This window comes from Chitinivibrionales bacterium, assembly GCA_035516255.1.
GTDB lineage: Bacteria > Fibrobacterota > Chitinivibrionia > Chitinivibrionales > FEN-1185 > FEN-1185.
Map to the genome: position 1 here is coordinate 1 of DATJAL010000035.1, position 23,632 is coordinate 23,632.

16 protein-coding genes are annotated in these 23,632 nt (G+C 56.8%); 3 read left to right on the forward strand and 13 right to left on the reverse strand.

Going from position 1 to position 23,632, the window contains the following annotated elements; genetic code table 11:
• Positions 1-229: 229 nt before the first annotated feature.
• Positions 230-1,162: a tRNA (adenosine(37)-N6)-dimethylallyltransferase MiaA gene (miaA, locus tag VLX68_10500; GenBank protein HUI92666.1), complete on the reverse strand. Its 933-nt coding sequence runs from the start codon at positions 1,160-1,162 to the stop codon at positions 230-232.
• Between the two features lie 216 nt (positions 1,163-1,378).
• Between miaA and VLX68_10505 the strand changes: the two genes are divergently transcribed.
• From VLX68_10505 to VLX68_10515, 3 genes are all read left to right on the forward strand, one after another.
• Complete coding sequence (locus tag VLX68_10505; GenBank protein ID HUI92667.1) at positions 1,379-2,380, forward strand: divergent polysaccharide deacetylase family protein; 1,002 nt, start codon at positions 1,379-1,381, stop codon at positions 2,378-2,380.
• Positions 2,381-2,496: 116 nt separating this feature from the next.
• A complete protein-coding gene (locus VLX68_10510) occupies positions 2,497-3,207 on the forward strand; it encodes a pyridoxine 5'-phosphate synthase (GenBank protein HUI92668.1) in 711 nt (236 codons plus the stop codon).
• 231 nt (positions 3,208-3,438) lie between these two features.
• Positions 3,439-4,464 (forward strand): hypothetical protein, encoded by a 1,026-nt coding sequence (locus VLX68_10515; protein ID HUI92669.1) that lies wholly within the window; start codon positions 3,439-3,441, stop codon positions 4,462-4,464.
• 39 nt (positions 4,465-4,503) lie between these two features.
• On the opposite strand, the gene VLX68_10520 is transcribed toward VLX68_10515, so the two are convergent.
• The 12 genes from VLX68_10520 to VLX68_10575 form a co-directional block, all read right to left on the reverse strand.
• Positions 4,504-5,328: a hypothetical protein gene (locus VLX68_10520; GenBank protein ID HUI92670.1), complete on the reverse strand. Its 825-nt coding sequence runs from the start codon at positions 5,326-5,328 to the stop codon at positions 4,504-4,506.
• The gene (locus VLX68_10525; GenBank protein ID HUI92671.1) at positions 5,325-6,491 is read right to left on the reverse strand and encodes a hypothetical protein; all 1,167 of its coding nucleotides are present in this window, start codon (positions 6,489-6,491) and stop codon (positions 5,325-5,327) included. The genes VLX68_10520 and VLX68_10525 overlap by 4 nt, the downstream gene beginning before the upstream one ends.
• A 295-nt stretch (positions 6,492-6,786) precedes the next feature.
• Positions 6,787-8,733, reverse strand: a complete 1,947-nt coding sequence (locus tag VLX68_10530; GenBank protein HUI92672.1) for a tetratricopeptide repeat protein — start codon at positions 8,731-8,733, stop codon at positions 6,787-6,789.
• A 151-nt stretch (positions 8,734-8,884) separates the two neighbouring features.
• Positions 8,885-10,312: a hypothetical protein gene (locus VLX68_10535; GenBank protein HUI92673.1), complete on the reverse strand. Its 1,428-nt coding sequence runs from the start codon at positions 10,310-10,312 to the stop codon at positions 8,885-8,887.
• A 2-nt stretch (positions 10,313-10,314) separates the two neighbouring features.
• On the reverse strand, positions 10,315-10,914 hold the full coding sequence (locus VLX68_10540) for a penicillin-binding protein activator LpoB (protein HUI92674.1): 600 nt from the start codon (positions 10,912-10,914) through the stop codon (positions 10,315-10,317).
• A gap of 413 nt (positions 10,915-11,327) precedes the next feature.
• Complete coding sequence (locus VLX68_10545; protein ID HUI92675.1) at positions 11,328-11,507, reverse strand: hypothetical protein; 180 nt, start codon at positions 11,505-11,507, stop codon at positions 11,328-11,330.
• Entirely contained in the window at positions 11,488-11,682 is a 195-nt protein-coding gene (locus VLX68_10550) for a hypothetical protein (GenBank protein HUI92676.1), read from the reverse strand. Before VLX68_10550 ends, VLX68_10545 begins: the two co-directional genes overlap by 20 nt.
• Positions 11,654-11,872 (reverse strand): hypothetical protein, encoded by a 219-nt coding sequence (locus VLX68_10555; GenBank protein HUI92677.1) that lies wholly within the window; start codon positions 11,870-11,872, stop codon positions 11,654-11,656. Before VLX68_10555 ends, VLX68_10550 begins: the two co-directional genes overlap by 29 nt.
• Before the next feature lie 25 nt (positions 11,873-11,897).
• Positions 11,898-13,241 (reverse strand): saccharopine dehydrogenase family protein, encoded by a 1,344-nt coding sequence (locus VLX68_10560; protein HUI92678.1) that lies wholly within the window; start codon positions 13,239-13,241, stop codon positions 11,898-11,900.
• A gap of 15 nt (positions 13,242-13,256) precedes the next feature.
• Entirely contained in the window at positions 13,257-14,360 is a 1,104-nt protein-coding gene (locus tag VLX68_10565) for a carboxynorspermidine decarboxylase (protein ID HUI92679.1), read from the reverse strand.
• A 185-nt stretch (positions 14,361-14,545) separates the two neighbouring features.
• Positions 14,546-20,602 carry a tetratricopeptide repeat protein gene (locus VLX68_10570; GenBank protein HUI92680.1) on the reverse strand — a complete coding sequence of 2,019 codons (6,057 nt, stop codon included), beginning with the start codon at positions 20,600-20,602 and terminating at the stop codon, positions 14,546-14,548.
• Positions 20,590-23,631, reverse strand: a complete 3,042-nt coding sequence (locus VLX68_10575) for a chitobiase/beta-hexosaminidase C-terminal domain-containing protein (protein HUI92681.1) — start codon at positions 23,629-23,631, stop codon at positions 20,590-20,592. The genes VLX68_10570 and VLX68_10575 overlap by 13 nt, the downstream gene beginning before the upstream one ends.
• Position 23,632 lies beyond the last annotated feature (1 nt).

The window sequence follows — 23,632 nt, forward strand, 5'->3', positions numbered from 1 at the left end:
CCATACAGAACTGAATCCATTTTCTCTCAAAGATGCAATAGAACGAAAACTCAAAGCCATTTTCAAACAAGTCTTGGTTACCTCATTTGTGAGACGACGACTTTGAGCCTTCGGTTACCTTTTTAAATGAGCCGATACGTGAAAGGGCAACAAGCGACAAAGTAAAAAACGATTTTTAAACGATCGACGGGAAATTGCTTCATCGTTTACACGCGGACCGGGATTCTTTTCATCCTTTGAAACATTCTTCTATAAATTCTTCAACCATCTTCCCCGTCTTTGCTCCCGCCTCAACCTCTCTTCCTTTTACTTGATGCCTGAACCACGTCACCTGCCGCTTCGCATAGTTCCTCGTGTTCCGCTTTATTTTTTCAATGGCCTGCTCAAGCGTTGCCTTTTTTTCCTCTACGTCAAACAGCTCCCTGTATCCCACGCAAAACATACCGGGCGAGTTTTTGTCGTACCCCTGGCCGCGCAGCGACATGAATTCCTTCCAAAGCCCCGTTTTTATCATGCCGTCAACGCGGCTGTCGATGCGCGCATACAGTTCCTCGCGCGGCCGGGTCAGCACCATGACATAAAATTCAAAATCATCCGGCGGCGCGGTGCGTTTTTTGAGTTCGGAAAATGGAACGCCGGTACTGTGATACACCTCGAGCGCGCGGATATTTCTTTTGATATTCGACGCATGGCTCTGCGACGCGGTGAGCGGATCAACTTTCGCGAGCTCGGCAAACACGACTTCAGCTCCCGACTCTTCAGCTATTTTCCGGTACTGCCCGCGCAGATCCTTGTCTTCCTCGACCTGCGGACCGATCCCCTGGCTCAGGCACTGGAAATACAGCCCGCTTCCCCCGCACACGAGCACGCGCCTGCCCGCCGCCGCCTGCTCGCGGATGACCGCGGACGCGTCCCGGGCGTAATTGAATGCCGAATATTTTTTATCGGGATCAATGATGTCGATCAACCAATGGCGCACCCGCGACGATTCCTCAGGCGACGGTTTTGCCGTGCCGATGTCCATTTTTCTGTATATTTGGCGCGAATCGCACGACACGATGCCGCAGCCGAGGCTCTCGCACGCGTAAAGCGCGGCATCGGACTTTCCCGAGGACGTGGGGCCGAGCAGCACCGGGACCTTTATTTTTTCCTTCGCGCCCAAGTTGACTCGCCTCTTCAGCAATGGGTATTTTTACCTACAATCCGGGAGACAGCCATTACCAAAAAACCTTCCTTTTTCCGCAGCCAATTCTTCAGCTCCGCTGGTATTTTCATTGCCGTTTTTGCCCTGTGCCTCGCCGTGGTCATTGTAAAGCGCCGCAGTTTTTCAGGGTTGCTGCACAAGGGCCGGGCCATGGTCGCCGCAGCGGAAACCAAAATGAAAAATACAACGGGCGCCGGCAGCGGTTCCCTGGAATCCGTTTTGCGGAAACAGCTTGGCGAGCTTGAAGTGCGCCCCTCAGACATCATGGTCAAAACGCTGCCGAACCGTTCCGTGATCCTGCAGGCCGCGGTTCCCAGGGGTAAACCCGCGGAATGGATCGTGTCACAGCTCGCCGCTTCGGTGGAAGGCACGCCTTACACTCTCGCCGACTGCGTGTTTGACGAAAAAAAGCAGTCGTACACCATGCAATTCGCCTCGTCGTCGAAAAACGACCCGCCCTTGACGCTGGTGGTGCTCAATTCGGACCGTTATTCCAGCGCGACCGCGCTCATGGCCGTAATCGTTGAAAACCTGGAAAACGCCGAATACCAGACCGCGGCGGCGCTGCTTTCGTTTCCGGAACCGTTTTCGGTGTCCATTGCGCCGGTCGGCAAGAAAGCTTCTCTTATGGCGCAGCTTGCCGGCCAATATAAAAAGGAGGTCATCATCCGTTTGCCGCTCGAGCCGGCAGCGACGGTGCCGCCGGAGTTCGAAAACACGACGATCATGGTTCACTTTACTCGGGAGAAAATCCACCCGATCATTGCCGGCGCGCTGCGGCTCATCCCGGATGCAAAGGGGTTTTCCAACCTCTGGGGCTCGCGCGGCCTCGAGGATTCGCGGCTCATGGCGATCGTGCTTGACGAGATGAAAAAACAGCACGGATATTTCATCGAGGCGCCGGCGGCCAAAAATTCGGTCGCGGCTTCGGCCGCCGCGTCCGCCGGTCTGCCCTACGCCGAAATGGCCGGCCAGCTCGAGAAGACCGCTCCGGCCGAGCTTATCGCAGAAATCAAGCGTTGGGCCGCTGTCGCGCAGGTGAAGGGTACGATTGCCGTTCGCGCGAAGGCGGGCAGGCAGCTTGCCGATGCGCTCAAGACGTCCCTTCCGTTTCTCAGGCAGAACGGCATCCGGCTCGTCTATGTTTCCGAGATAGTCAAGCGCGCGGGCGATTGAGCGCCATGAATGCCCTGATTTTGAGCGGGGAAAAAGATTTCTCATTCAACAACCATTTTGTAGTACCTACTTAAAAACGCAATTAATTATTCTTGTATAAGAAAAGGAGAAACCCCATGGCCACCCTCGGCGTGAATCTCGACCACATCGCCACCCTGCGGCAGGCGCGCGGCGGCAAGGAGCCCGACCCGGTGCAGGCCTCGGTGATCGCGGAACTAGCGGGCGCGCACGGCATCACCGTGCACCTTCGTGAGGACCGGCGCCACGTCCAGGACCGAGACGTGTACCTGCTCAAACAGACCGTTGCCACCCGGCTCAACCTCGAAATGGCCGCCACGCCCGAGATCGTCAAGATCGCCATTGACGTCCTTCCTTTCATGGTGACGCTGGTGCCCGAAAAGCGCGAGGAGCGCACTACCGAAAGCGGCCTGCGCCTCAACGGCAAGGAGCGCGACCTCGAAAAGACCATCGAGTCGTTCCACAACAACACCATCCTCGTGAGCCTTTTCATCGATCCCGACATCGCGCAGGTCAAGGCCGCAAAGCGCACGGGCGCGTCGCATGTCGAGCTGCACACCGGCTATTATGCCAACGCAAAAGGCCAGGCGTCGTTCGACGAGCTCGAGCGCCTGCGCGACGCCGCGCTCGCGGCGCGCAAGCTCGGCCTCCACGTCAACGCGGGCCACGGCCTCAATTACCACAACGTGGCGCCGGTGGCCGGCATTGACGGAATGGAAGAGCTCAACATCGGGCACAGCATCATTTCACGCGCGGTGCTGGTGGGGCTCGATGAAGCGGTGAGGGAAATGATAGCGTTGATTGGATAAATAGTTCGTTATAAAAAAATAGCCGGGCCTTCCGTAATTAATTTTTCCATTCTGGCAATGGAATAATGGTTGCTTACCCGACTGTCAGAAGCGTATCTTTTCTTTAACTATTCAAATTCCACTATTGGCCCGGTTAAACGATCCGGGCGTCTCATCATCAATTCTTTTCAGATCTAATTGTAATTTTAGTTTGTCAAAGAAGAATAAAGTTTTTCAGGGAATAACCCCGCCATGAAAAAAGCCTTTATGCTTTATTTATTATCCGCTTTTTGCGGTTTTGCACAGGAGCCCTCCGATTATTATAATAAACCCGTTCAGGAACTTCGCGAAAAAACCGGAATCTGCTGGGACACTGCGATCGCGCACAATGCCGGATACCGGCAATGCAACCAGGAACTTTTACAGTGGGCGGACAGAAACAGGGACAAGTACGGTTTTTTATCGGTTGCCTTTAAAGATTCTGGCGTCGTCCAGATAACCCTGCTTGCCGATTGCAGGACCCTGAGAAGCGGAAGCGTCACCGAGTATTTCATGGTCCTGACCTCGCGCTCGAATTCGCTGAAAATCGCATTTGAAAACATTCGCTCGCACGCCAAAGACTGCCAGGCGGGCTTCCGGAATTCTCTCAAGACCGAACTCGCGCATCTCGTTTCTGCCCTTCCCGATTCAATAACATGGAGCGGCAAGCTCGGGTACCCCAGCCGCGGGCTGGGATATACCGGCTTTACAGATGAGCCTGCCAAAAAAATTTCCGCGACCGACAGCATTTTCGCAGCGATCAAGGCCGATTCCGCCCGGTTGGCCGATTCCATTGCGCGCATGTTTTCGAGAGCCGATTCAATCGTCCGGGCTGATTCACCAGCCCATTCAAAAATTGAGGCTGCGCCTGTCGACACCCTCGCCTTGCAGAGAGAGGTCGACAGCATTGTCGCGGTCGTGGGCGCAGACAGCAGCGACATCGAACACCGGGACCAGGTGATATTCAAATACCAGCCGATTCTCCAGGATAATGATAAAACCGTCGGCGCGAAGCTGGAATGCCTGCAGGATCTGCTCGCGCGCAAAAAACGCAAAACGGCCGCTGTCGTGGAATACCTGAGGGCACTGCAGAAATTATGCCTTGACAAGCAGAGTTTTTATTACACCGTGCGCAAGACCATCGCTGCGGAAGAGAAGGCGGAAAATATGCGGAATTTCAAGAAGGCGCAGGAGAACGGCACAAAGGTGCAGGCGATGCTCGACAAGCTGTCGCAATAAGGAAATTATTCCTGGCATCTGGACCGCTGATCTTACTTGTCAATTACTTGAATACCTCACCGAAACCCCGTACACCCCGCTCGTGGAACCCGTGCCGCCGGTCACGAAGAAATATCGGACGGCGTCCATGGGAGGCACCGCGAGCTTCGCGTTCAAGGCGCCGCCGGAATTGTCGTCCGACGCTGTCACGCTGTCGCCGTTCGCCGATTGAAGGCAGATCTTCGTGTCGGCGTTGCCCACGGTTCGGATGATATAATTGTCAGAAGAGAACGACGTGAAATAAAACCAGTCGGTGTCGCCCGGCGTAAGGGTGCGGATGGTGAAGAATTCCGCGTCTCCTGTCATAATGGGATATAGTTGCTGCGGACTGGTTTTTGAGTCGGGTTCTTGGCTGTCGATGGAATTGCCGTAAACGGTTTGAAACGGTTTCAAAGTGAGGCAGTACGTTCCTGAATCATATGAATAGGTCGCGGAAATCCGAACGTATGCTGTGTCGGTCGTATCGCTTATCCAAACGACCGGGCGGAAATCATTGTACGTTCTTCCTGAACCGGTGGTGACAAGGGAGAAAGTTCCGGCCTTGATAACGGTGTATTGTAAGTCAACTTGTTCATACAGCGCGAGGACATACGTGGAGTCCTTTTTCGCCGGAATCGCGTACCAGTTCGTCCCGCCAGGTCCGACAAATTCCTGCCCTATGCTGTCGCCGATGTCAAGCAGCCGCAGGTTTGGCATTTTTAGCGGATAATCGCCGGGATTGAGGTCCGGTTTTAGGAACGCGGTCCAGGGCATGAAATAGTCGGAACAGGTGCATGCGCCGAAAAACACGCAAAGAATCAGGGTGCGAAACATGGTTTTGTTCATGGTGATTCCTTCTGTCCCGGACTACTCGACGGTCCGCCATGAATCGGATTCTTCAGGAACAATACCTGCAGGTTAAAACCGATCCAATAGCTGGCGCTGGCGGGTTCCCAGAACGACATCTTTTCCGCAGGCTCGCCGTAAACGCTCGCCGTGGCGGTATCGGTGTTGCTTTTTCCGAAACCGTACAGCATCGCGTATGGCCCGAATTTGAGCGATATGCTGCTGCCGAGACGGGTCTGCATATACAGGTCCAGACGGAATGATGCCTTGCTGCCCAAGGTGACCGCCGGGTAATTATAGCTGACGTCGGAACCGGTCACGTCTTCGGTGATCTGCATCTGGCCGAAGAACATCAGGTCAACGCGCGGTTCGATGCCCAGCAGCCACCGGCCCGAAAGCGGTTTTGTGATAACGGCGCCGATGGGAACGCTAAACCAGTAATAGGTTTCGGACATGGTCGTTCCGGGCGGCACATAGGCCTGCTCGCTGTAAAGAACCATGTCGCGGTACCACAGCTTGGCGTCCAGCCCGGAATAAACGGCCGTCGGCCATGATGCATTTGTAAAGACATAGCCTATGTCGCAACCGCCCATGAGGAAAATATTGTCCTTCTGGTCCTTGTGTGGAACGAACTCGATTCCCACGGGAACGCCCGCGCTGTCCAAAACGCCGCCCTGCTCGGAGCCGTCGTAAGTGTTGCCCATGCCGACGAGCAGCGCCACTCTGGGACGGATGAGCAGGTGCGGCCCGGGCAAATAACGGGTTATGCCGAAATTGACCCCAAGCATACCGCCGTATTCGGAGCTCTTGGGCTCGCCCGAAATTTTTGGGGACCGAAGATACTGGTCGCGGAACTGCTGCACCAGCGGATCGATCTCGATATGCTCGTTATAATAGAAATAGCTCGCCTGAGGCCCGACCGCGATGGTCTTTCCGTAATTGAAAAGCGAAAACCGCGGAAAGGTCTGCTCCTCGGGTTGCGTTTTCGGCGCGATGACGGGTGGAACGGTGTCCCGATTATTCCCAACCTCCTCTATTGCCGGTTCTTTCTCCCGCAACGGTTTCTGTGCCGGCAGGGTGTTTACCGGTGCGCTTTTCTTTATGATTATCGTATCACCCTGCTCGGTGATCCCGCTTTGCTCTTGAGCCGCAGGCGGGCTCATTTCTGCTGATCCAGAAATAAAAAGCATCAAAATGGCACTCATGAAACTCGTGTGCGTCCGGGTGTATGATTGCATTTCAAGGCACCCCTTTTATCCTGCGCGGCTGTAAAGCGTCAGTGTCCAATGCCGACGGTTTTTAATCCAGATATTAAGAATATGATGATTGCGCTTGAAAAACAATGGGGAATGCGGGAAAAATGTCTCCTGAAGCAATTACCGTTTCTCAGCAAACAATTTCATAGGAAATGCGCCACGGCATTTACAAGATGATAAAAATCGAAAACGGCCCGACACATCACTGGTATTGCAGCGCAGTCTGTCTTTTTATCTCCTTGACGCGGTGCGCGGCCTTTTCGACATTCGACATGGTAACGCTGTCCGGATGCAGCTTATACGCTGTCTTCAGTTCACGCAGGCCTTGGTCGCAGCGTCCGATCTCGAGGTAATACAGTCCGAGATTGGTATGCGCCTCATAATGATCCGCATCGTCGATATGCAGGTCGATGGCGGCATTAAATTCCCGTGCCGCCTCCTCGCGCATTCCCTTTCCATACAGCAGCGCGCCGAGGTTGTTGTGCGCGTGGTAATCCTTGGGATTGTACTTGAGCGCGAGACGGTAGGCCGGTATCGCCCGGTCGAAATCACCGCACTGGTGAAAGATGTTGGCGATCCGGTAATACGAATAGGCGTCCAGGTAGTCCTCCCGGATTTTCACCAGCGCTCCGGGGTCGTTGTTCACGAATTCGGGAATGTTCGCGGCGCGGTCATCGCCCGTAAAATGATCGAGAACGACGGGCGGCGCGCTGTTCCCATTTTCATCGATGTGCGCAAGAAAAAGCTGGGTATAGGGGCCGTTCACCTTCGACGAGAAGACCAGCCAGCGCCCGTTGGGCGAAAAACTGTGCCACGAATTCATGCGGGCCGTGTTGCACGCGAGCTCCCGCGCCTCGCCCCCCTGCGCGGGCATGATGTACAGCTTGCTGTCCGGCTGGAGCAGCATGTAATTGGCAGCTTTACAAAAGACAATCCACTTGCCGTCAGGCGAGTATTTCGCGAAATAGTTGCTCATGCCGTTGTTCGATGCTCCCGCGAGGGGCTGGGGCGCCCCTCCCCTGCCGCCGTTGAACGGGATCCGGTACAGATCGTACTTGTAGGAACTGCCGTCGTGGGCGATGAAGGATTCCGCCAAGGGCCCGCCCACAAGCGCCGTGTGCAGCTTGCGGATCGCCTCGATGTCGTACGCCTTGCTCCGGGGATACACGAGATAATTGCCGTCCGGGCTCCAGGTGGCGTTGGTCTGCACGAAGCGCCGGTCGTCCGCGCCGGGAAGTGCCGTGAAGGTTTTGGTCTGCCGGTCGTAAATCGCAATGATCCCCTTGATAAGGAAAAACAACTGCGAGAACATGAGGTCGGGGCGGTAGACCGCGAGCGCCTGGTCCTTGACCGTCCCGGCCACATATCGGCCATCCGGTGAAACCTGGCAAAGGAGGCCGAAGGTAGGGTCCTTTTCTTCCTTTTTATATGAAGCCCAGCTGATGATTTTTGTTCTGTCAAGCAGAATGTCCTGCGCGACGGGCATGACCGCGTAGGCGCCCTTGTCGTTGCCGGAATCAACCTCCAGGCCGATGGTTGCGCCGTCCTTTGAAAACGAATGGCAATTGCCGCACACGGGCAGCTTCCGGAGCACGACGCGTGGCGGGTCATCGGAAGAGGCCGAGCCGAACCGCCATTGGATGTTCGTGGGGTCCTTCACCGCTTCCTCAAAGGGCAAATTGACTTCGCGGTAGAAAATGGGCGCAGCCACCGCGTCCTTTGAGGTCCCGAACTCGAAGGTACCCTCCGACACGATTGTTCGCGGTCTCTCGTCTGAAAAGCCGCGTATCATGACGCTGGCTTTCTTTTCCATGGACCGCTTTTTAATTGTTTCCCAAGCTTCTTTTGAAGGCCGCCACTGTTTCGCATCGGCACGGTAGGACAACGGCCTCCCGCCGTCTTGGAACTCCATTGTAATTTTCCAGAAGCCCACGTTCAGGTTGATGTCCCGCCATTTAAACGTCGGCGCGACGATGTCGGCGGGAAACAGGCTGCCCTCGTACGGATACTCCACGATTATGCTGGTGCATAGTTCGTCACGGTGAGGCACGAGCCGGGGAAGAAAAACGAGGGCAGCGATAAGAACAACGGCTGCAGCGACGATGATTCCTGCTGTCAAAGGTCGTTTTGAACGGGTCGATTGATTCATGATTGTTGTTTATAAATTAAATCATCACCAGCGGTGAACGGTGAGTTTTGCGTGATTGCGGGAAAAGAAAAAAACACGGCCGGGAAAGTCGCGCATAGGTGACTTATCCAATGCAAGAAGCCCGCTGCGTACTTGATTGGCAGTCCCGCCATCACTGAAAAGAACTGCAGAAAATGAACTTTTTCTGACCCGGTTGGACTTTCAGGTCAGCGTATTGGCGGGTGGAAATGACCGACCCCGACCGGTCGCGGGCCTCAACGGCCAGCGAGTAGACGCCGGGGTTCACCGGCACCCGGGCAATCTGGATTGTTTTCGGAAGCAAAAAGCAGGACCGCGTGTCCGCTTTTTCGAGCTGGTCGGTCAGGGCGTCGGTGCCGGCATTGAGGAGCAGGTTCGCGACCGGTAGCGAGGCCTGCAGCTTCTCCTTGGCCGTCTGCGCCGCTATTGTCCGCAGTGCCACCCTGATGACCGTCCGGGTAATCGTTTCTTTCCGAGAATCGTCAAGGCTTTTCTGCATTTGGGCGTCAAGATCATTGACGATCTCGGCTTGCACCGGCGACAATAGGAAATCTCCCTTCACCGTGAAATAACAAGTCTGCGAGGCAAATGTCTTGATTTGCGGGAGGGTGAATTTAAGGTGGAAGGTGGCGCCGGATTTCGCATTCTCCCCTTCCGGGAGCGGCGGGGCGGGCAGTGTCAGCATGTCCTTGTGCCCGTTTGCGGCCGTATGATACAGTACGAGCAGCCCGTCGATGACATAGGTGCCCCACCACATTTCTTCCTTGAGCCCAGGGCCTTTCCCCGCGTAGCCGACAAGAATTATTTCCGATTGCCCGTTAATCGTGTCCGGCGATTTCCCCCGGGAAGTGTCAACGGCTATTTTTAACTGATCGATATCGGTGGCCCGGTTGTTTTTTGTCAACATGCCGCAGGCGTAATCTTTCACCCGTTCCGGCAACGGAACGGGTCCCGTCTGAAACGCTTTTACCGCATTGTACAGCGAAATCATGGCATCGTCGGTCTGTTCCTTCGCGTCATACAGCATCGATGAAACGTAATGGAACATGCCGTCGGAAACATATTTTCCGTCATGGGCCCCGGTGCGCTCCCATTCATTGAACAAAAGCTGCATGCGACGCGTTTCCACCAGCGCGTCGTCGACGTTGCCGGCGGCAGCATAATTCATAGCGAGGAATTGATGGAGGAGAACGAGCTCAAACGGCCTGCTGCGGTACGGGCGCACATTGTCGTTTGTCAAAAATGATGCGGCCTCATTTGTAACCGACCGTGCGAACAGCCCGTCGTAAACGTCGGAGGCCTTCAGCAGGTAAGCCGTGCTCGAATCAAACTGCTCCGCGTAATGGAAGAGCGACCCCAAATCCCAAAAATAAAGGAGCCTGTTCGTTGTTCCATACTGCTTTTCATTGTGCTCTATCGCCCTGATTTCAGACTGGAAATCAACCTGTTGCACCGGTACGCGCGGCTTGACGTGGCGATGGACGTGGCGCGGGGCGCATGCCGCCAGCAGGAGCACACCCGCGGCAAGAAGGATGAAACAAAATCGGAAGCGCCGGCTCATGGTCAAAAGGTCACCGTGGACCGTTCGACGTATTTTTTAATTTTCTTCTCGCCCATCCAGGCCTTGACGTTGGTTTCTATATTCACAAGCTCCATGTTGACCTGGTAATAGATGACCGCCTTGCTCCCCTCCTGGTCCACGATCGTGTTGAGCGTCCCGATCATCATCAGGTCGGCGCCCGACTCGTTGCCCGCCTGTTTCGTGGTCGCCTCCGAGGTGTTGCCCGCCATCATGTCGGCCTTTTCCTCGCGCAGCTGCGTTCGTTCGGATTTGCCTGCCACAAAATCGATCTTTCCGCTGTTCATGAGCGCCCGCTCAATATCTTTTGTAAAGGTACCCACGCTGATATGCTCGTGGCTCTGGTTCGATATCGTGCCGATGATCACCTTCGGGCGCTTGCCGCCGCCGGTCCAGGTGCCCAGCCACGCCGAGCCCAGGCAATCGGAAACCATCTGCTCGGCCACCAGCCGCGAATCGGTGTCGTTCCAGCGCCCGGTAAGGTCGGTGGTGGAATCGGTCTTGATTCTGGTGACTTTTGTGGCGCATCCCGCAAGGAATAGTATGACTGCCGCCCAGAGAAAAAATTGCCTTCCGTATTTCATCGCTCCCTCCATTTGTAAATTGCAATTTTGTGAATGATGGATAAACAACCAAAAGAAAAATGAACTGCTTATAAACTATACGATCATCGGAAGGGAAAGGCAAGCGTTGCGTGATTTGGGGGAACGGGATTATATGCCACATCGCCGCCATGTCCATGGTGAACCCTATCAGATAATGCAGGGTCATGCTCATGCCCATCCAGATCGAGCGCGTGGTAAGGCTCAGGCGAGGTAAGAATGTATAAGAAAGACGCGGGACTGGGATTGGGTTTCAAAAAAGGAGGATTTGAGGTCGGAGAATGTTGAAGAGGCGATTTTTTTTATCCTGTTAAATATTTTTACAGGTAACTAATTCATTGTTGAGGGAGGGCAAAGCAAAATGACCGCAGTAAAGGAAATAAAGGCCCTTCCACTCACGACGGCGCCCTTTTTCCCTCAAACGCCGCGCGCAGGCGCTTGTCCGAAGAGCTTTCCTTGCGCCGCAGTCCCCCGGGACAGATTTTCCTGGCAATCTTTCTGAGCTCCGGCCGCCGGGCCTGCCATTCTTCCCACGTCATTATTCGTGACGCGGGTTCATCTTTTTTTGAGGTCATCGGCGACTTCTTTCTTTAAAATGGAAAGCTTTTCAGTTACGCCGTATCGTTTATCGGCCGCGAGACGGTCCACTTCGTCCCAGTCGATGGCTACTTTACCCGAAAGGCATTCGGCCAGCAGGGTTCTGGCGCAGACTTCAGATTCTTTATCCGGCCGAGGATAATAGGCGATCAAAATCCGTTCGAATGGCTGCACCGCCCACAACAAACAGCTCAATGCCCCGCTTGGCAAAAAGAGCGCTGATCAAACCCGCGAGCTTAAGGCCACGTTCAAGAAGGTCGCGCGTTGATTCGATTTCCTTGAGTGCCGATTGAATTGCAGCGCCGTCCATACCAAGAGAAATCCTCTTGGTGAAATCCTTCATTTTAAAAAATGATTATTTAAAATAATCAGCTGCTCACCCCCGTCACCGTCTCCTCTTCCTTCTTCGCCTTTTTCGTCTTCGGCGGCTTGGCCGGCTTCAGCTTGGGTTTCGCCGAAATTGTTTTCACCGCCCTGACCGCGGGCGACTTGGGCGGCTTGATGAACTTTAGGTCGGTGGGAAGTCCCATGGTGTCAAGCAGTGCGAGGAACGGGTCGGGGTCAAGCTCCTCCACGTTCACCATGGTGCGCGGGTTCCACGTGCCGTTGGCGACGAGCATCGCGGCCGCCGCCGCGGGCACGCCCGCGGTGTAGCTGATGGCCTGCGACTCGACTTCGTTGTAGCATTCTTGATGGTCGCATACATTATAAATGAAAATTTCCTTTTCCTTGCCGTCCTTCTTGCCCTTGACAAGATTGCCGATGCAGGTCTTTCCCGTGTAGTTGGGCGCGAGCGTGCTCGGGTCGGGCAGACACGCCTTGACCACCTTGAGCGGCACGACCTCGAGGCCTTCGGCCGTGGTCACGGGCTGGTGCGACAGGAGCCCGATCTTGGTGAGCACGGTGAACACGTTGATGTAATGGTCGGAGAACCCCATCCAGAACCTGATGCTGCTGGCGTCGATGTTCTTGGAAAGCGAGTGCAGCTCGTCGTGGCCGTTGAGGTACACGGTCTGCTTTCCCACCACGGGAAAATTATAGACCATCTTCTCGTTGTGTATGGGCTTGCACACCCATTTGCGGTCGATCCATGTCCACACCTTGATGAATTCGCGGAAGTTGATTTCAGGGTCGAAGTTGGTGGCGAAATACTTGCCGTGGTTGCCGGCGTTCACGTCCATGATGTCAACGGTGTCGATGGCGTCGAAGTGGTGCTTCACCGCGAACGCGCAGTAGGCGTTCACCACGCCCGGGTCGAACCCCACGCCGAGGATGGCGTTGATGCCGCGCTGCTTGCAGCGGTCCTTCCGCTTCCACTCGTAGTTTCCGTACCACGGCGGGTCCTCGCACACGCGGTCGGGCTCCTCGTGGATGGCCGTGTCCATGTAGGTGACGCCCGCCTGGATGCACGCCTCGAGCACCGACATGTTGACAAATGCGGCTCCGAGGTTGATCACGATCTGCGAATTGGTCTCCTTGATGAGCTTGACCGTCGCGGGAACGTCGAGCGCGTCGATCTGGCGCGAATACAGTTTGCCCGCCTTGTTCTTGATGCTGTTCTTGCGGCCGATCGAGTCGATGATGGCGTCGCACTTGTACTGGGTACGCGACGCGATGCATATGTCGCCAAGCACGTCGTTATGCTGGGCGCATTTGTGGGCCGCCACGTGCGCGACCGCCCCGGCTCCGATGATCAGGACGTTTCTCTTCATGATACGGTACCCTTCTTACGATAAATTGTTTTTAAAATCTTCATATCCGAATTGCCGGGCCACGTGAAGCGACCCGTCGAGCCTTTTCACCGCGATGGACGGCATGGCAAGGCCGTTGAACCAGTTCTTCTTCACCATAGAATACCCGGCCGCGTCGGCGATCCGCACGATGCTGCCCGGCCTGAGCCGGTGCGGGAACCGGTAGGTGCCGAACACGTCGCCCGCCAGGCACGACCGGCCCGCAATCTGATACGTAAACCTGCCGCGGCCGGGCAGGTCCATTTTCGCGGGCGTGCGGTAGATGAGCAGGTCGAGCATGTGTGCCTCGGTTGAGGCGTCAACGATGGCGATGTCGATTTCGTTGTGCACAACATCAACCACGCTCGTTACCAGCTCAGCCGACCTTGTTATCGCGCTCTCCCCCGGTTCCAGATAAATCCGGACATTGAACCTTGCGCCGAATTCACCGAGCCTGTTGCAGAAATCCTTGAGCGGATAACCGTCTTTGGTAAAATACAGTCCGCCGCCGAGGCTCACCCACTCCATTTTTTCGAGCAACCTCCCGTATACCCGGCCGATGGCGTCGAGCGATCGGGAAAAATGGCCGAAGTCGTCGTTTTCGCAGTTGAAATGGAACATAATGCCGGAAAAAAGGCGCGCATGCGCCAGCAGTTCCTTTATGTCAATAACCCCGAGCCGCGAATTGCGGCGCGCAGGGTCGGCCAGGTCGAAATGGGAATAGCTGATGCGCGGGTTCACCCGGAGCCCCACGGCGAGTCCGCGCACTTCGCCATGGAACATTTTGAGCTGCGACAGCGAGTTGAAAATGATCTTGTCGGCGATTCTCTTCACGGCGCGGACGTCTTCACGGGTGTACCCGACACAGTACGCGTGCGTTTCCTTGCCGAATTCTTCATGCCCGAGCCGTGCCTCGAAAAGCGAGCTGCTCGTAGTGCCGTCCATGTATTTCCGCATGAGGGGAAACACCGCCCAGGCGGAAAAACATTTGAGCGCGAGCAGTGATTTTGCTCCGCAGGACTCGCGGACGTATTGGATTTTCTTTAAATTGCGGAGGAGTTTGCGCTCGTCGATGAGGTAATAAGGAGTTTTTAATTTCATGTCATTTTAAAAACAATTTGACGACAATTGATATCGGCCTTTATGATGAAGTCCCGTCAGGGACATTTACGTGACAAGGAGTATATCCAGTCACTACTTGCCTATTGTCCACCGGCTACGATCCAAAACAATGCGGCAGCTTCGATCTCTCGATTCTTACCTTTTCATTCTTCACTTTTTACTTTTTATTTGCTTTTTCCCGTCCCTTCCGGCTTCTTCTCCAGATGTCCCGTTTCCTCTTTCACCTTCTTGATCTGCGAGTCCAGGTCCTCGTTCTTGATGATCAATTTCTGCACCTCGAGCCGTTCCTTCTTTATTTCCGCATTAAGCAGTTCGGTCTTTTTCTGGTATTCAACCACGGCCTTCATCACGTCCTTGCTCGTTTTATATTTCACCGCGCCGGCAGTGTCTTTTATCCCGGCAGAAGAAGGCGCCGTTTTCTTTTCTTGCGAAGCAGCAACAGCGCCCGCCTTCTTTTCATGTGCCTGGGTCGCGCCTTTCTGATGCGATGTGTCGCCGGGCGCGGGAGCCGGCGCGGCCGTTTCAGGCGCCTGCTGCTTGAACGGGAATTTCCCCGCCTCCTTGAAATGCTGCGACGTGTCGAGCAGTGCGCTGAACACCACCGAAAAGCCCTTGAAGGTTGAGTCAACGTTGGTCACGTGGATGCTGATGTCGTTGTCGCCGCCCTTGACAAGCGACTGAATGCCCGAAATGCTGTCGAGCTTTTGCGGGCTGCGCTTTCCCACGGTGTCGCTCGCGGTGAGCGTTCCATTGATGTAGAGCCAGTATTTCCCGCTCACCCGGATGTGGAACATCGCGTCGCGCGGCTGGCCCGGCAGAAACACGTGCTGCCACGAATACAGGTTGCGCGCCGAGGTGTCCGGGTGCCAAATATACGGCACGGTCATGCCGGCGGTGTTGCTTGAAAGCCCCGGTATCTCGGCGGCCTGCTTCCAGCCCTCCAGGGGAATGTTGCTGGACCGCCATCCCGGAACGCTGTCCCCGCGGACCGCCCACTCTTTGGAAGCGGCCACGACCACCCGTTTGAACACGGCTTTGCCGTATTTTTCGGGCGAGAGCCTTGCCAGCCCGAGCATGATCCTGCCGTACCACTCGCTCGACTGCATGTTTTCCTTTTTGAGAACGGCCAGAGCCTCCTCGTAGCTGGCGATCGCCTTGTCCTGCAGTTCATACACGACGTCTTCGAGCTGGAAGGACAGGTCCTCCTTTTCCTGCGCCGAAAGGGTGGCGGGGATTTCGGGCTCCTTGAGGATCTTCTCCGCCAGCTTGTCGTACTCGCTGCCGGTCAGGTAGTTGGTCTGGTGGAACGCCTCAAGGCATTTTGCGCTGTTTTCGCCCTGAAGCCCCATGGAATCGAGCTGCTTTACAGATAAGAGGTAAAACGCGCGCGCCTGCGCCTTCATGGGCGCCACCGCGTCGAGCACCTGCTTGAGGTACTGGTAATAGTACAGTGGCTTGTCCTTTATCTCGGGCGGGATGGGCGCGTTCTGCATGGCCAGGTAGGCATCGCAGAGATACTGTCCCGCGGCCAGCATGTTCTTTGCCAGGCTCACCTTGGCCTTGTACACCCACAGCTTCTGCTCGGCGTTGAGCGAATCGAACCCCGCCCCTATTTCGATCACCTTTTTATAGGGAGCAAACGATTTCTGGATCAGCACGGCCGCCGCCTGCGCGATGTCCTTCTCGAGCACCGCGAGCTTTACGGGCGGGAGTTTCGGACGCTCCTGGTTTTTCCAGGTCTCCACGAAGTCCTCGTACATGCCGCCGATACGATACGCCGCCTCGAACAGCCGCTCGCTCCGGTACTGGATCACCTTCTCGTACGCCTTGGTCGCCTCCTGGAGGAGCTGGGTCTTGAGCTTCTGGTCGGCCTTGAACTTCGCATCGGGTTGCACGAACTTGACCGCCGCGAACTCGTCCCGCTTCATGTTGGCAAGGTAATAGGCCGCCTCGGACGCGAAATAATCGTTGCGCTCCACGTTTGCGGTGGCAAGCCTGGCGTTGAGCTGCTCGGCCTGTGAAAACGACAGCACCGCCATCTCCTTGTCCTGTTTTTCGAGCGACATCTTGCCGATCATGAACAGCGCCTCGATGACCTTGGGGCTCTGCGTGTAGCGCCGGATGAAATTCCGGTAGGCATTGATCGCCTTGTCGAACATATTCGCCTTATAATAGTATTGGGCCGAGCGCAGGAGCATGGCCTCCACGTCCTTCTCGCCGGGGAACTGCTGCGTGTATCGCTCGTTGGCCTCGGCCATTTTGTCGAGCTTGCCGAGTTTTTCGTAGCACAGGCCGAGGTTGAACAGGGCGTCCTTTGCCTTGTCGGAATACAAGTACGACGCCACCAGGAGCTCGTACGCTTCGGCCGCCTTGTCGAACTTGTTCGCCTTTTCATAGTCCGTGGCGGCGTTGAACAGCGCGCTGGGCGCCAGCTTCGAGGTCGGATAGTTGTTTTTGAGCCGGTAGTAGCTGTCGCACGCCTTTATCCAGTCTTCGGTTTTCTCATACGATTCCGCCGCCTTGAACAGCACCGCGTCGCCGTATTCGCTGCCGGGGTAGTTCTGATCGATGGCGGCAAACGCGGACGCGGCCTTGGAAAACGCGCCCGACGCAAAGGCCTGGTTGGCGCTCGAGAACAGCGACTGCAACAGCAGCTTGTAGGCCTTGGACTTTCTTGCGGCATCGCCGGAGCCCTTCCACACTTTCTCGTACGCCTGCGCGGCGAGGTCCCAGTTCTCCTTGCCGAAATGGCACTGTCCGAGCAGGAACAGCGCCTCGTAAAAATTCTCGTTTGTCACGCCGGTTTTGACGATCGCCTCATAGAACTCCGCCGCGTTGGCGTACATTTTCCTGTTGAAATAGACCGAGGCGCCCGTCAGCAGCACGCTGTAGAGCGACGGCCCCGTCGGGAACAGCTCCTTGTAATTGTTCACCGCCTCGATCACCCTGAGCGCCGCCGAATCGAGTTTGCCCTCCTCGGCCGCGGTGTCGGACGGGAGCATCTTCTGGGCGATGGCGACGGCGTTCTGCGCCGCCTGCTCGCGCCGCTTGGCGTCGGCGCTCTTGTTCCGGCTGAAGGCGAGGTATTGTGCGTACGCGTCGGCGCTTTTGTCAAGCTTCGCGTCGAGGAGCACCGCCAGGTTCCAGAGGGCCTCGGAGGCCCGCTTGTCGGTGGGGTATTTCTGCACCAGCCCGCCGTAGAATTTCGCGGCGGCGGCGTAGCCCGCCTGGTCTTTTCTCGCGTCGGCGTTGCGGTAGTTGGCGTCCGAAATGTAAAGTCCCATGGTCACGGCGATGGAGTCCACCCGCGGAATGAGGAGCGAATCGCGCTTCCATACCAGATCCTGCCACTGCCCGCCCTTCGAATACGTCGTGAAGAAGTTCTCCCGTTCGCGCATGGCGCTGTCGGGCAGGTTCAGGAGTTCGTAGGCCTTGATGAGGGAAAGCGACGCGTCGGGCGCCGCGATGCTCTGCGGGTATTCTGCGATCAGCCGTTTATACACGCGCACGGCCGTTCGGTAGTCCATGTCCTCCACGCGGAGGTCCGCGATGCGCTTGAGCACCAGCGCCGCGTAGTCCACGTTGCCGATGAGCTGCAGAAATTTCACCGCGTCGTCGATGCGGCTCTCCTCGTCGAAGCTGATGGCGATGTAGTCGATTGCCTCGTCGCGCAGCAGCGGGTTGCTCACCTGCTTTTTCTCGTCGAGCTTGGTGACGTCGAAATCGAGCGCGACCTCCTCAACAAGATATTTGAAAACCGCGATGGCCTCATCATACTGGTCTTCCATGTAGTAGCACCAGCCCAGGCTGTAGAGGGCCGACACGAACTGCGGATGGTCGCGATAGTAAAGCACCTTGTGATAGGTTTCCTCGGCGAGCTTGTATCCCTTTCCGCCCTGGATCTTCGGGTGTTCGAAATAGTACCGCGCGATGTTCATGTTCGCCTCGACGTAGTACTCGCTCTCCGGGTATTTCTCGGTGAGCTCGAGCAGGGCGTCGTTCGCCTTGTCGTATTCGTTGAGTTTCTGCAGCGACAGCGCCTTGTAGAACAGGGCGGCCGGCGCCAGCGGATCGGCCGGGTACATGCGGACGAGGTAATCGTACGTGTCGATCACCTTCTTCAGGTCGTATTCGGGGAACACGAGGTGCGCGGTGTCTTTTCCCTCGGCGAGCTTCTTCTCGTAGGCGCGCAGCTTCACGTCGAAATCGTCGGACGCCTGGTCGAAATAGATTTCGGCAAGCCTGAAGAGCAGCTGCGGGATGTATTTGCTCTGCGGATACACGTACTGCATGGAGGTGATGTGGTTCACCAGCATGGTGCGGTCCTCGACGATCGAGCGCTGCAGTTTGTCGATGTCCTGTGCTGAAAACGCCTTCGTCACCTCGGTGGAGTTCTGTTGCAACGTGTCTTTTTTCGCTTCGACCGCTTTCGGCTGCTGTTTGTCTTTTTTCGCCTTCGCCGCCGAAGCCGCAGCCGCCGCTTTCGACTGCAGCGTATCCTTTTTCGCCTTTACCGCTTCGACAGCCTTCGGTTGCAGCGTGTCCTTTTTCGGCGCCGCCGCCTCGGCCGCCTTCGGCTGCAGCGTGTCCTTTTTCGCCTTGGCGTGACTCGCTTCTAAAAACTCCTTGTTCATCTTGGCCAACTCGATCTTTTTGTCCTGGTACCGCAAAAAGGCCCAATCCACGAATTTCGCCTGCAGGTTTTCGTCGGCCTGACGCATGCCCTGGATGCCGCCGAGACATTCCTTGAGCACGAGCTGCTGCTCGCGCACCCCGGCGTTGTACCGCTCCTTGAGGCTGTCGAAGCCGGGCGTCATCTTCGCGATGAGCGCCGCGGAAACGCTGTCGGACGGTTTCACCACGAGGTTGTTTTTCAGGCTGTCCAGTATTTTCACCGCGACCTTCACCGTGTCGCGTGTTTTTTCCGATTTGTCAGTTATGATGTCGAGGTACCGGCGTTCGGCGAGGCCGGGGATGCCCTCGTCCCCCTTTTGCACGGTGATGATGCCGATGTCAAGGAGCAAACCCCGGTAGCTCTGGCCCATGGCCTTGAGCTTCTCGATGTTCTGCCGGCTCGCGGCGAGCAGGGCCTCGTTCCCCTGCTGGATCGCCTTGAACTCGATGACCTGCCACATACGGATCATGTCCGAAACACGGCTCAGCTCGTCGTAAATCTCGAACGATAGCCGGGCGGTCTTGAGCTGCTGGAAAATGAGCCCCTGCATCCGCTCGGCGTTTGCCTTGTCGTTGAGCTTGGCGTACGCCTGCTCGAGGATGGAAACCATTTCAAAGAAATATTCGTTCGCCTTGTTTTTGATGATGAAGTTCTTCGCGAGGTCGCGGGCCTTCGCGTACTGGCCCATTTCCAGATATACGCGCGACATCTTGACAAGAGAATAATAATACCGCTTTGCCGAGCGCGGTACGCTTTTGTACAATTCAAGCGCGGTGGCGAACTGCCCCTTGTTGAAATAGATGTCGGCCAGCAGGATGCGCGCCTCGCCGGCGACCGCGGGCGCCGAGGAGTTCTTCCGCACGTACCCGAGGATCAGAATCGCCTTTTCCCATTGCTTTTTCCCCATGTAGCAGAGGGCGCTGAGGAACTGTGCCTGCAGGTACGAGGAGGAAGCGGGCGAAACCTGCGAAAGAAAAGCTATGGCGTCATCGTAGCGCTCCTGGGTCCAGCGAAGCCTGCCGGTGATGTAAAGAACGGAGTTCAGCAGCGGCGATGACCTGAAGCGCAGCTGGAAAAGCGAGCTGATGGTGTCAGCCTGAAGCGTGTCACGCTCGCTGCACGCGTACTGCAGCAGCCTGAAATAGCTCGGAGCCACTTTGTCGCTGGCCGGGAACCTGCGCACCACGGTGCGGTATGATTCAACGGCAAAGTCGCGCAGCCTGCACTGCCGGTAGCATTCGCCGAGCGCGAAGTGGATGAAGTCGAGCCTGCCGTCGGGCAGATTGAGGTCGCGCAGGTTTTCCAGCACGTGCAGCGCTAATTGGTAGCTCCCCTTGTTGTACAGGTCGATGGCCCTGCGATAGTCCTGGGGCATCACCACCGAGTTCGGGTTGAGCTTGATCTGGTCTTCCCTGAGCGCGTCGTCGAACAGCCAGCCCACGTCGGGCGCCGGCTCGCCCTGGCCTGAAGCTGCAAGCGCGGCCGCGGGCCAGAGACAGGCGGCGATGGAGAGCGCAAAAAGGATGCGACGCGTCACTTGCAGCATCGGAACCCCACATCGCCAGATTTGAGGCCGACGCCGCCCTCGGAGGACAGGAAACAGTCTGCGGTCTCACCGTATTTGAACGACCCGCCGAGCATGTACGGATAGTCGCCCTTCTTGTCCTCGACCCATTCCCACACGTTGCCCGCCATGTCCCGTGCGCCGCCGGGCTCGCCGCAGTCGGGAAATGCGCCCGATTTATAGGGCTCGCAACCTTCGGAGGGACACTTGCCTTTCTGGTATTTCTGGCCGTAGGGATACGCGGTCTTTTTCGCGGTGCGGCATGCCGCAGTCCATTCCTCGCGCGTGCAAAGCCGCTTGCCCGCATCCATGCAGAAGATTTTCGCCTGCACCCACGACACCGAGACCAGCGGTTTTTCGCCCTTTATGTTGGGCCATTCGTAGGTGTCGATGCAGAAGGTGGCGCCGTTGTCGCGCGCCAGCGAGGTCATGCCCGGCGGGCAGAGCTGCTGCACGCGCACCTCGTGGGTCACTGCGCCGACGTGCTTTATGGCGTCGCGCACCTCGCAGGTGACCTTGAACGTGCCGCTTGACAGATATGAATGGACAACCCGGGGGTCGGGTGAAAAATCGGTGTCGAACGTGCCGTCTCCGTCAAAGTCCCACCGGTATTCGAGTTTTCCTTTTGGCGTCTCGAAGTCGATGGAGGCGGACGCGTCGAACGTCACGGCCGTCCCCTGCCGTACCGTGGCGGGCAGATAGGTAAACACAGGCGACGGCGGAAGGTCGACGAGATAGACAAAGGTGTCCACCGGGCCGCTGAACCCTGCGGCGTCCATCGCAAACGCCATGATGGTATCTGATGCGGCAAGGGTAATAGGTATTTTGAACACCTGCGAATCGGCGGTGGGCATATGCCCGTGCCGCGCGTAATAGACCGTGCTTTTGCCGTCAAACGCGTTGAGGGAGACCGATAGGACGCGGTCGTACACGCGCTGCGGCCCTGCCGGAATGTCGGGCACTGCGTGCGGTTTTAAAACATCGATTACGCGCACCAGACTCTGGTTGCCCGCCGCGTCCTCTGCGAAAAAGGCGAGCTTCACGTCGTCGCGCCGCGGAATGCTGATGCGGTCATGCGACACGAGGAATTTGTTGCCCGCAGTGCGCGTTGCGGCGGACGTGGCAGGGTTGCTTCCGTCAAGCGTGTAATAGATCGTGGCTTTTTTGCTGCATTCGAAAAACACGGAGACCGAGTCGTTTACCCCCTTCTTCACGATCACGTCGGTGTACGGCGGGGTGACGTCGATGACGTATTCGGCCCTCCGCAGCGGGCTCTTGAGGCCGCTCGGGTCCTGCGAGAAATATTCGAGCGTGTAGGTTCCTTCCCGGGAAAGCGCCAGGGAATCCCGGTAGGGCCTGAAGAGCGTGTCCGGCAGCAGGCGCCACTGCACCGTGCTTCCCGCGCTCACCGCAAAGGCGATCCGCAGCGCGTTACGGTACAGGCCTCCCGGGGGCGCCACGCCCACCAGGGGGTGCCTGAGTTCATCCATGGTTTTGGTTTCGCTCCTGTTTCCCGCCTTGTCAACGGCAAAGTAGCGCAGGACCTGTCCCATGCGCAGCGGTATGGGGTCCTTGTATTGCGGCGACGAAGGGCCGGGTACGCCGCTCGTTTCGTAGCGGATCACCGCTTCCTCGTCGGCGGAAAGCGAAACGAGAAAGACATTCTGCTTCGCGTCTTCCTCGATCCGTGCCGTTACCACAGGCGGCTTGGTGTCGACGACGAATTCCTCCCGCTTCTCGTCGCTGGTGTTCCCCAGGTCGTCGATTGCGATAAGGGAAAGCCTGGTGGTCCCTTCCTTGGTGATGGCGATGCCGTTCCTATACACGAAGGAATTTTTGGTGGCCGCGCTGCCGTCGAGGGAATAAAACACCGTTGCGGGTTTGTCGGTGGTTACCGTGATGCGCTGCGGCGACTGAAAAAGGCCGCCGGGCGTCGACACGGATATGACCGGCGCGTTTTTATCGTACTTGTATTCCCATTCCAACAATTCGGAACGGTTGCCGGCAAGGTCCTTCGCCCACGCCTTGAGCATGCACTTCCCCCTCCGCGCGACCGCCACGGGCCGCGTGTACTGCGGACTCATCTCGGTGGGGAACGTCCCGTCGAGCGTGTAGCGGATGACGGCCGGCTTCTTGACGGAAAGGACAAGCGAATCGACGGAGGCGCCCTGGATCTGCTCGAAGCGGAGCTTCGGCACCACGGTGTCTACCACGAAGGTGGCCTGCCGCAGGTCCGATTCCCACCCGAGCGAATTTTTAGCAAAGTATCGAATGATCGTGGTGCCCACCGGAATCCTCACGGGGTGCTCGTACGGCGTGAAGAGCCGCGTGGGCGCCGAAGGGTCGAACGTATAGAACAGGTCGGCGGACGGCGTTGACTTGAAGGAAATCTCCGGCGCGGCATTATAGACCCCTTCCTTGGGAACAATGTCCACGCTTATGGCGCCGGCCTCCACCTTGTAGGAAAACTTTTTGGTAAACGACTTGTTGCCCGCCCGGTCGATGGCGACAAAATATCCGGCAAGGGAATCCTTGACAACGAGCGAATCCTTCACGGACAACATCCCGGGGCCCGTTTCGACAAGCGATGTCGTGAAGAAAAAGGTGCACGGCTCGTTTGCGGTGACGTGCACCGCGACCGGGGAACGGTAGCGGCCCGGCTCGGGCGACACATAAATTTCCGGCGGGCGCGTGTCGAGTATGTAAAGCATGGAATCGGGCCTCGACTTGTTTCCCACCAGGTCCTCGCCGTAGAAGTAAATCCGCGTCGTTCCTTCCTCGGTCACGGTCACGGGCTCGCGATACTGCACCATTTGCTTGGACGAACCGAGGCGGTACCAGATGGTCGCCTGTTCGTTGGACTTGAAGGTAATGTGGAAAACCGAGGTCTGGTACGTTTCTTTTGGCTCGGCCTGTATGACCGGAGGCACCGTGTCGATGGAGGTGGTGTCTTGCTTCGCGGCAAAAACCGGCATGCTTGCGGCGAACAGGAAAAGAATGATCAGGCGCATT

Coding starts and splice junctions, on each gene's coding strand:
- VLX68_10525 (HUI92671.1), bottom strand. CDS start 6,491: ATGAGCCCGCCTGCGGCTCAAGAGCAAAGCGGGATCACCGAGCAGGGT.
- VLX68_10575 (HUI92681.1), bottom strand. CDS start 23,631: ATGCGCCTGATCATTCTTTTCCTGTTCGCCGCAAGCATGCCGGTTTTT.
- VLX68_10555 (HUI92677.1), bottom strand. CDS start 11,872: ATGAAGGATTTCACCAAGAGGATTTCTCTTGGTATGGACGGCGCTGCA.
- VLX68_10560 (HUI92678.1), bottom strand. CDS start 13,241: ATGAAGAGAAACGTCCTGATCATCGGAGCCGGGGCGGTCGCGCACGTG.
- VLX68_10530 (HUI92672.1), bottom strand. CDS start 8,733: ATGAATCAATCGACCCGTTCAAAACGACCTTTGACAGCAGGAATCATC.
- VLX68_10515 (HUI92669.1), top strand. CDS start 3,439: ATGAAAAAAGCCTTTATGCTTTATTTATTATCCGCTTTTTGCGGTTTT.
- VLX68_10540 (HUI92674.1), bottom strand. CDS start 10,914: ATGAAATACGGAAGGCAATTTTTTCTCTGGGCGGCAGTCATACTATTC.
- VLX68_10505 (HUI92667.1), top strand. CDS start 1,379: ATGAAAAATACAACGGGCGCCGGCAGCGGTTCCCTGGAATCCGTTTTG.
- VLX68_10535 (HUI92673.1), bottom strand. CDS start 10,312: ATGAGCCGGCGCTTCCGATTTTGTTTCATCCTTCTTGCCGCGGGTGTG.
- VLX68_10570 (HUI92680.1), bottom strand. CDS start 20,602: ATGCTGCAAGTGACGCGTCGCATCCTTTTTGCGCTCTCCATCGCCGCC.
- VLX68_10520 (HUI92670.1), bottom strand. CDS start 5,328: ATGAACAAAACCATGTTTCGCACCCTGATTCTTTGCGTGTTTTTCGGC.
- VLX68_10510 (HUI92668.1), top strand. CDS start 2,497: ATGGCCACCCTCGGCGTGAATCTCGACCACATCGCCACCCTGCGGCAG.
- VLX68_10545 (HUI92675.1), bottom strand. CDS start 11,507: ATGACCTCAAAAAAAGATGAACCCGCGTCACGAATAATGACGTGGGAA.
- VLX68_10565 (HUI92679.1), bottom strand. CDS start 14,360: ATGAAATTAAAAACTCCTTATTACCTCATCGACGAGCGCAAACTCCTC.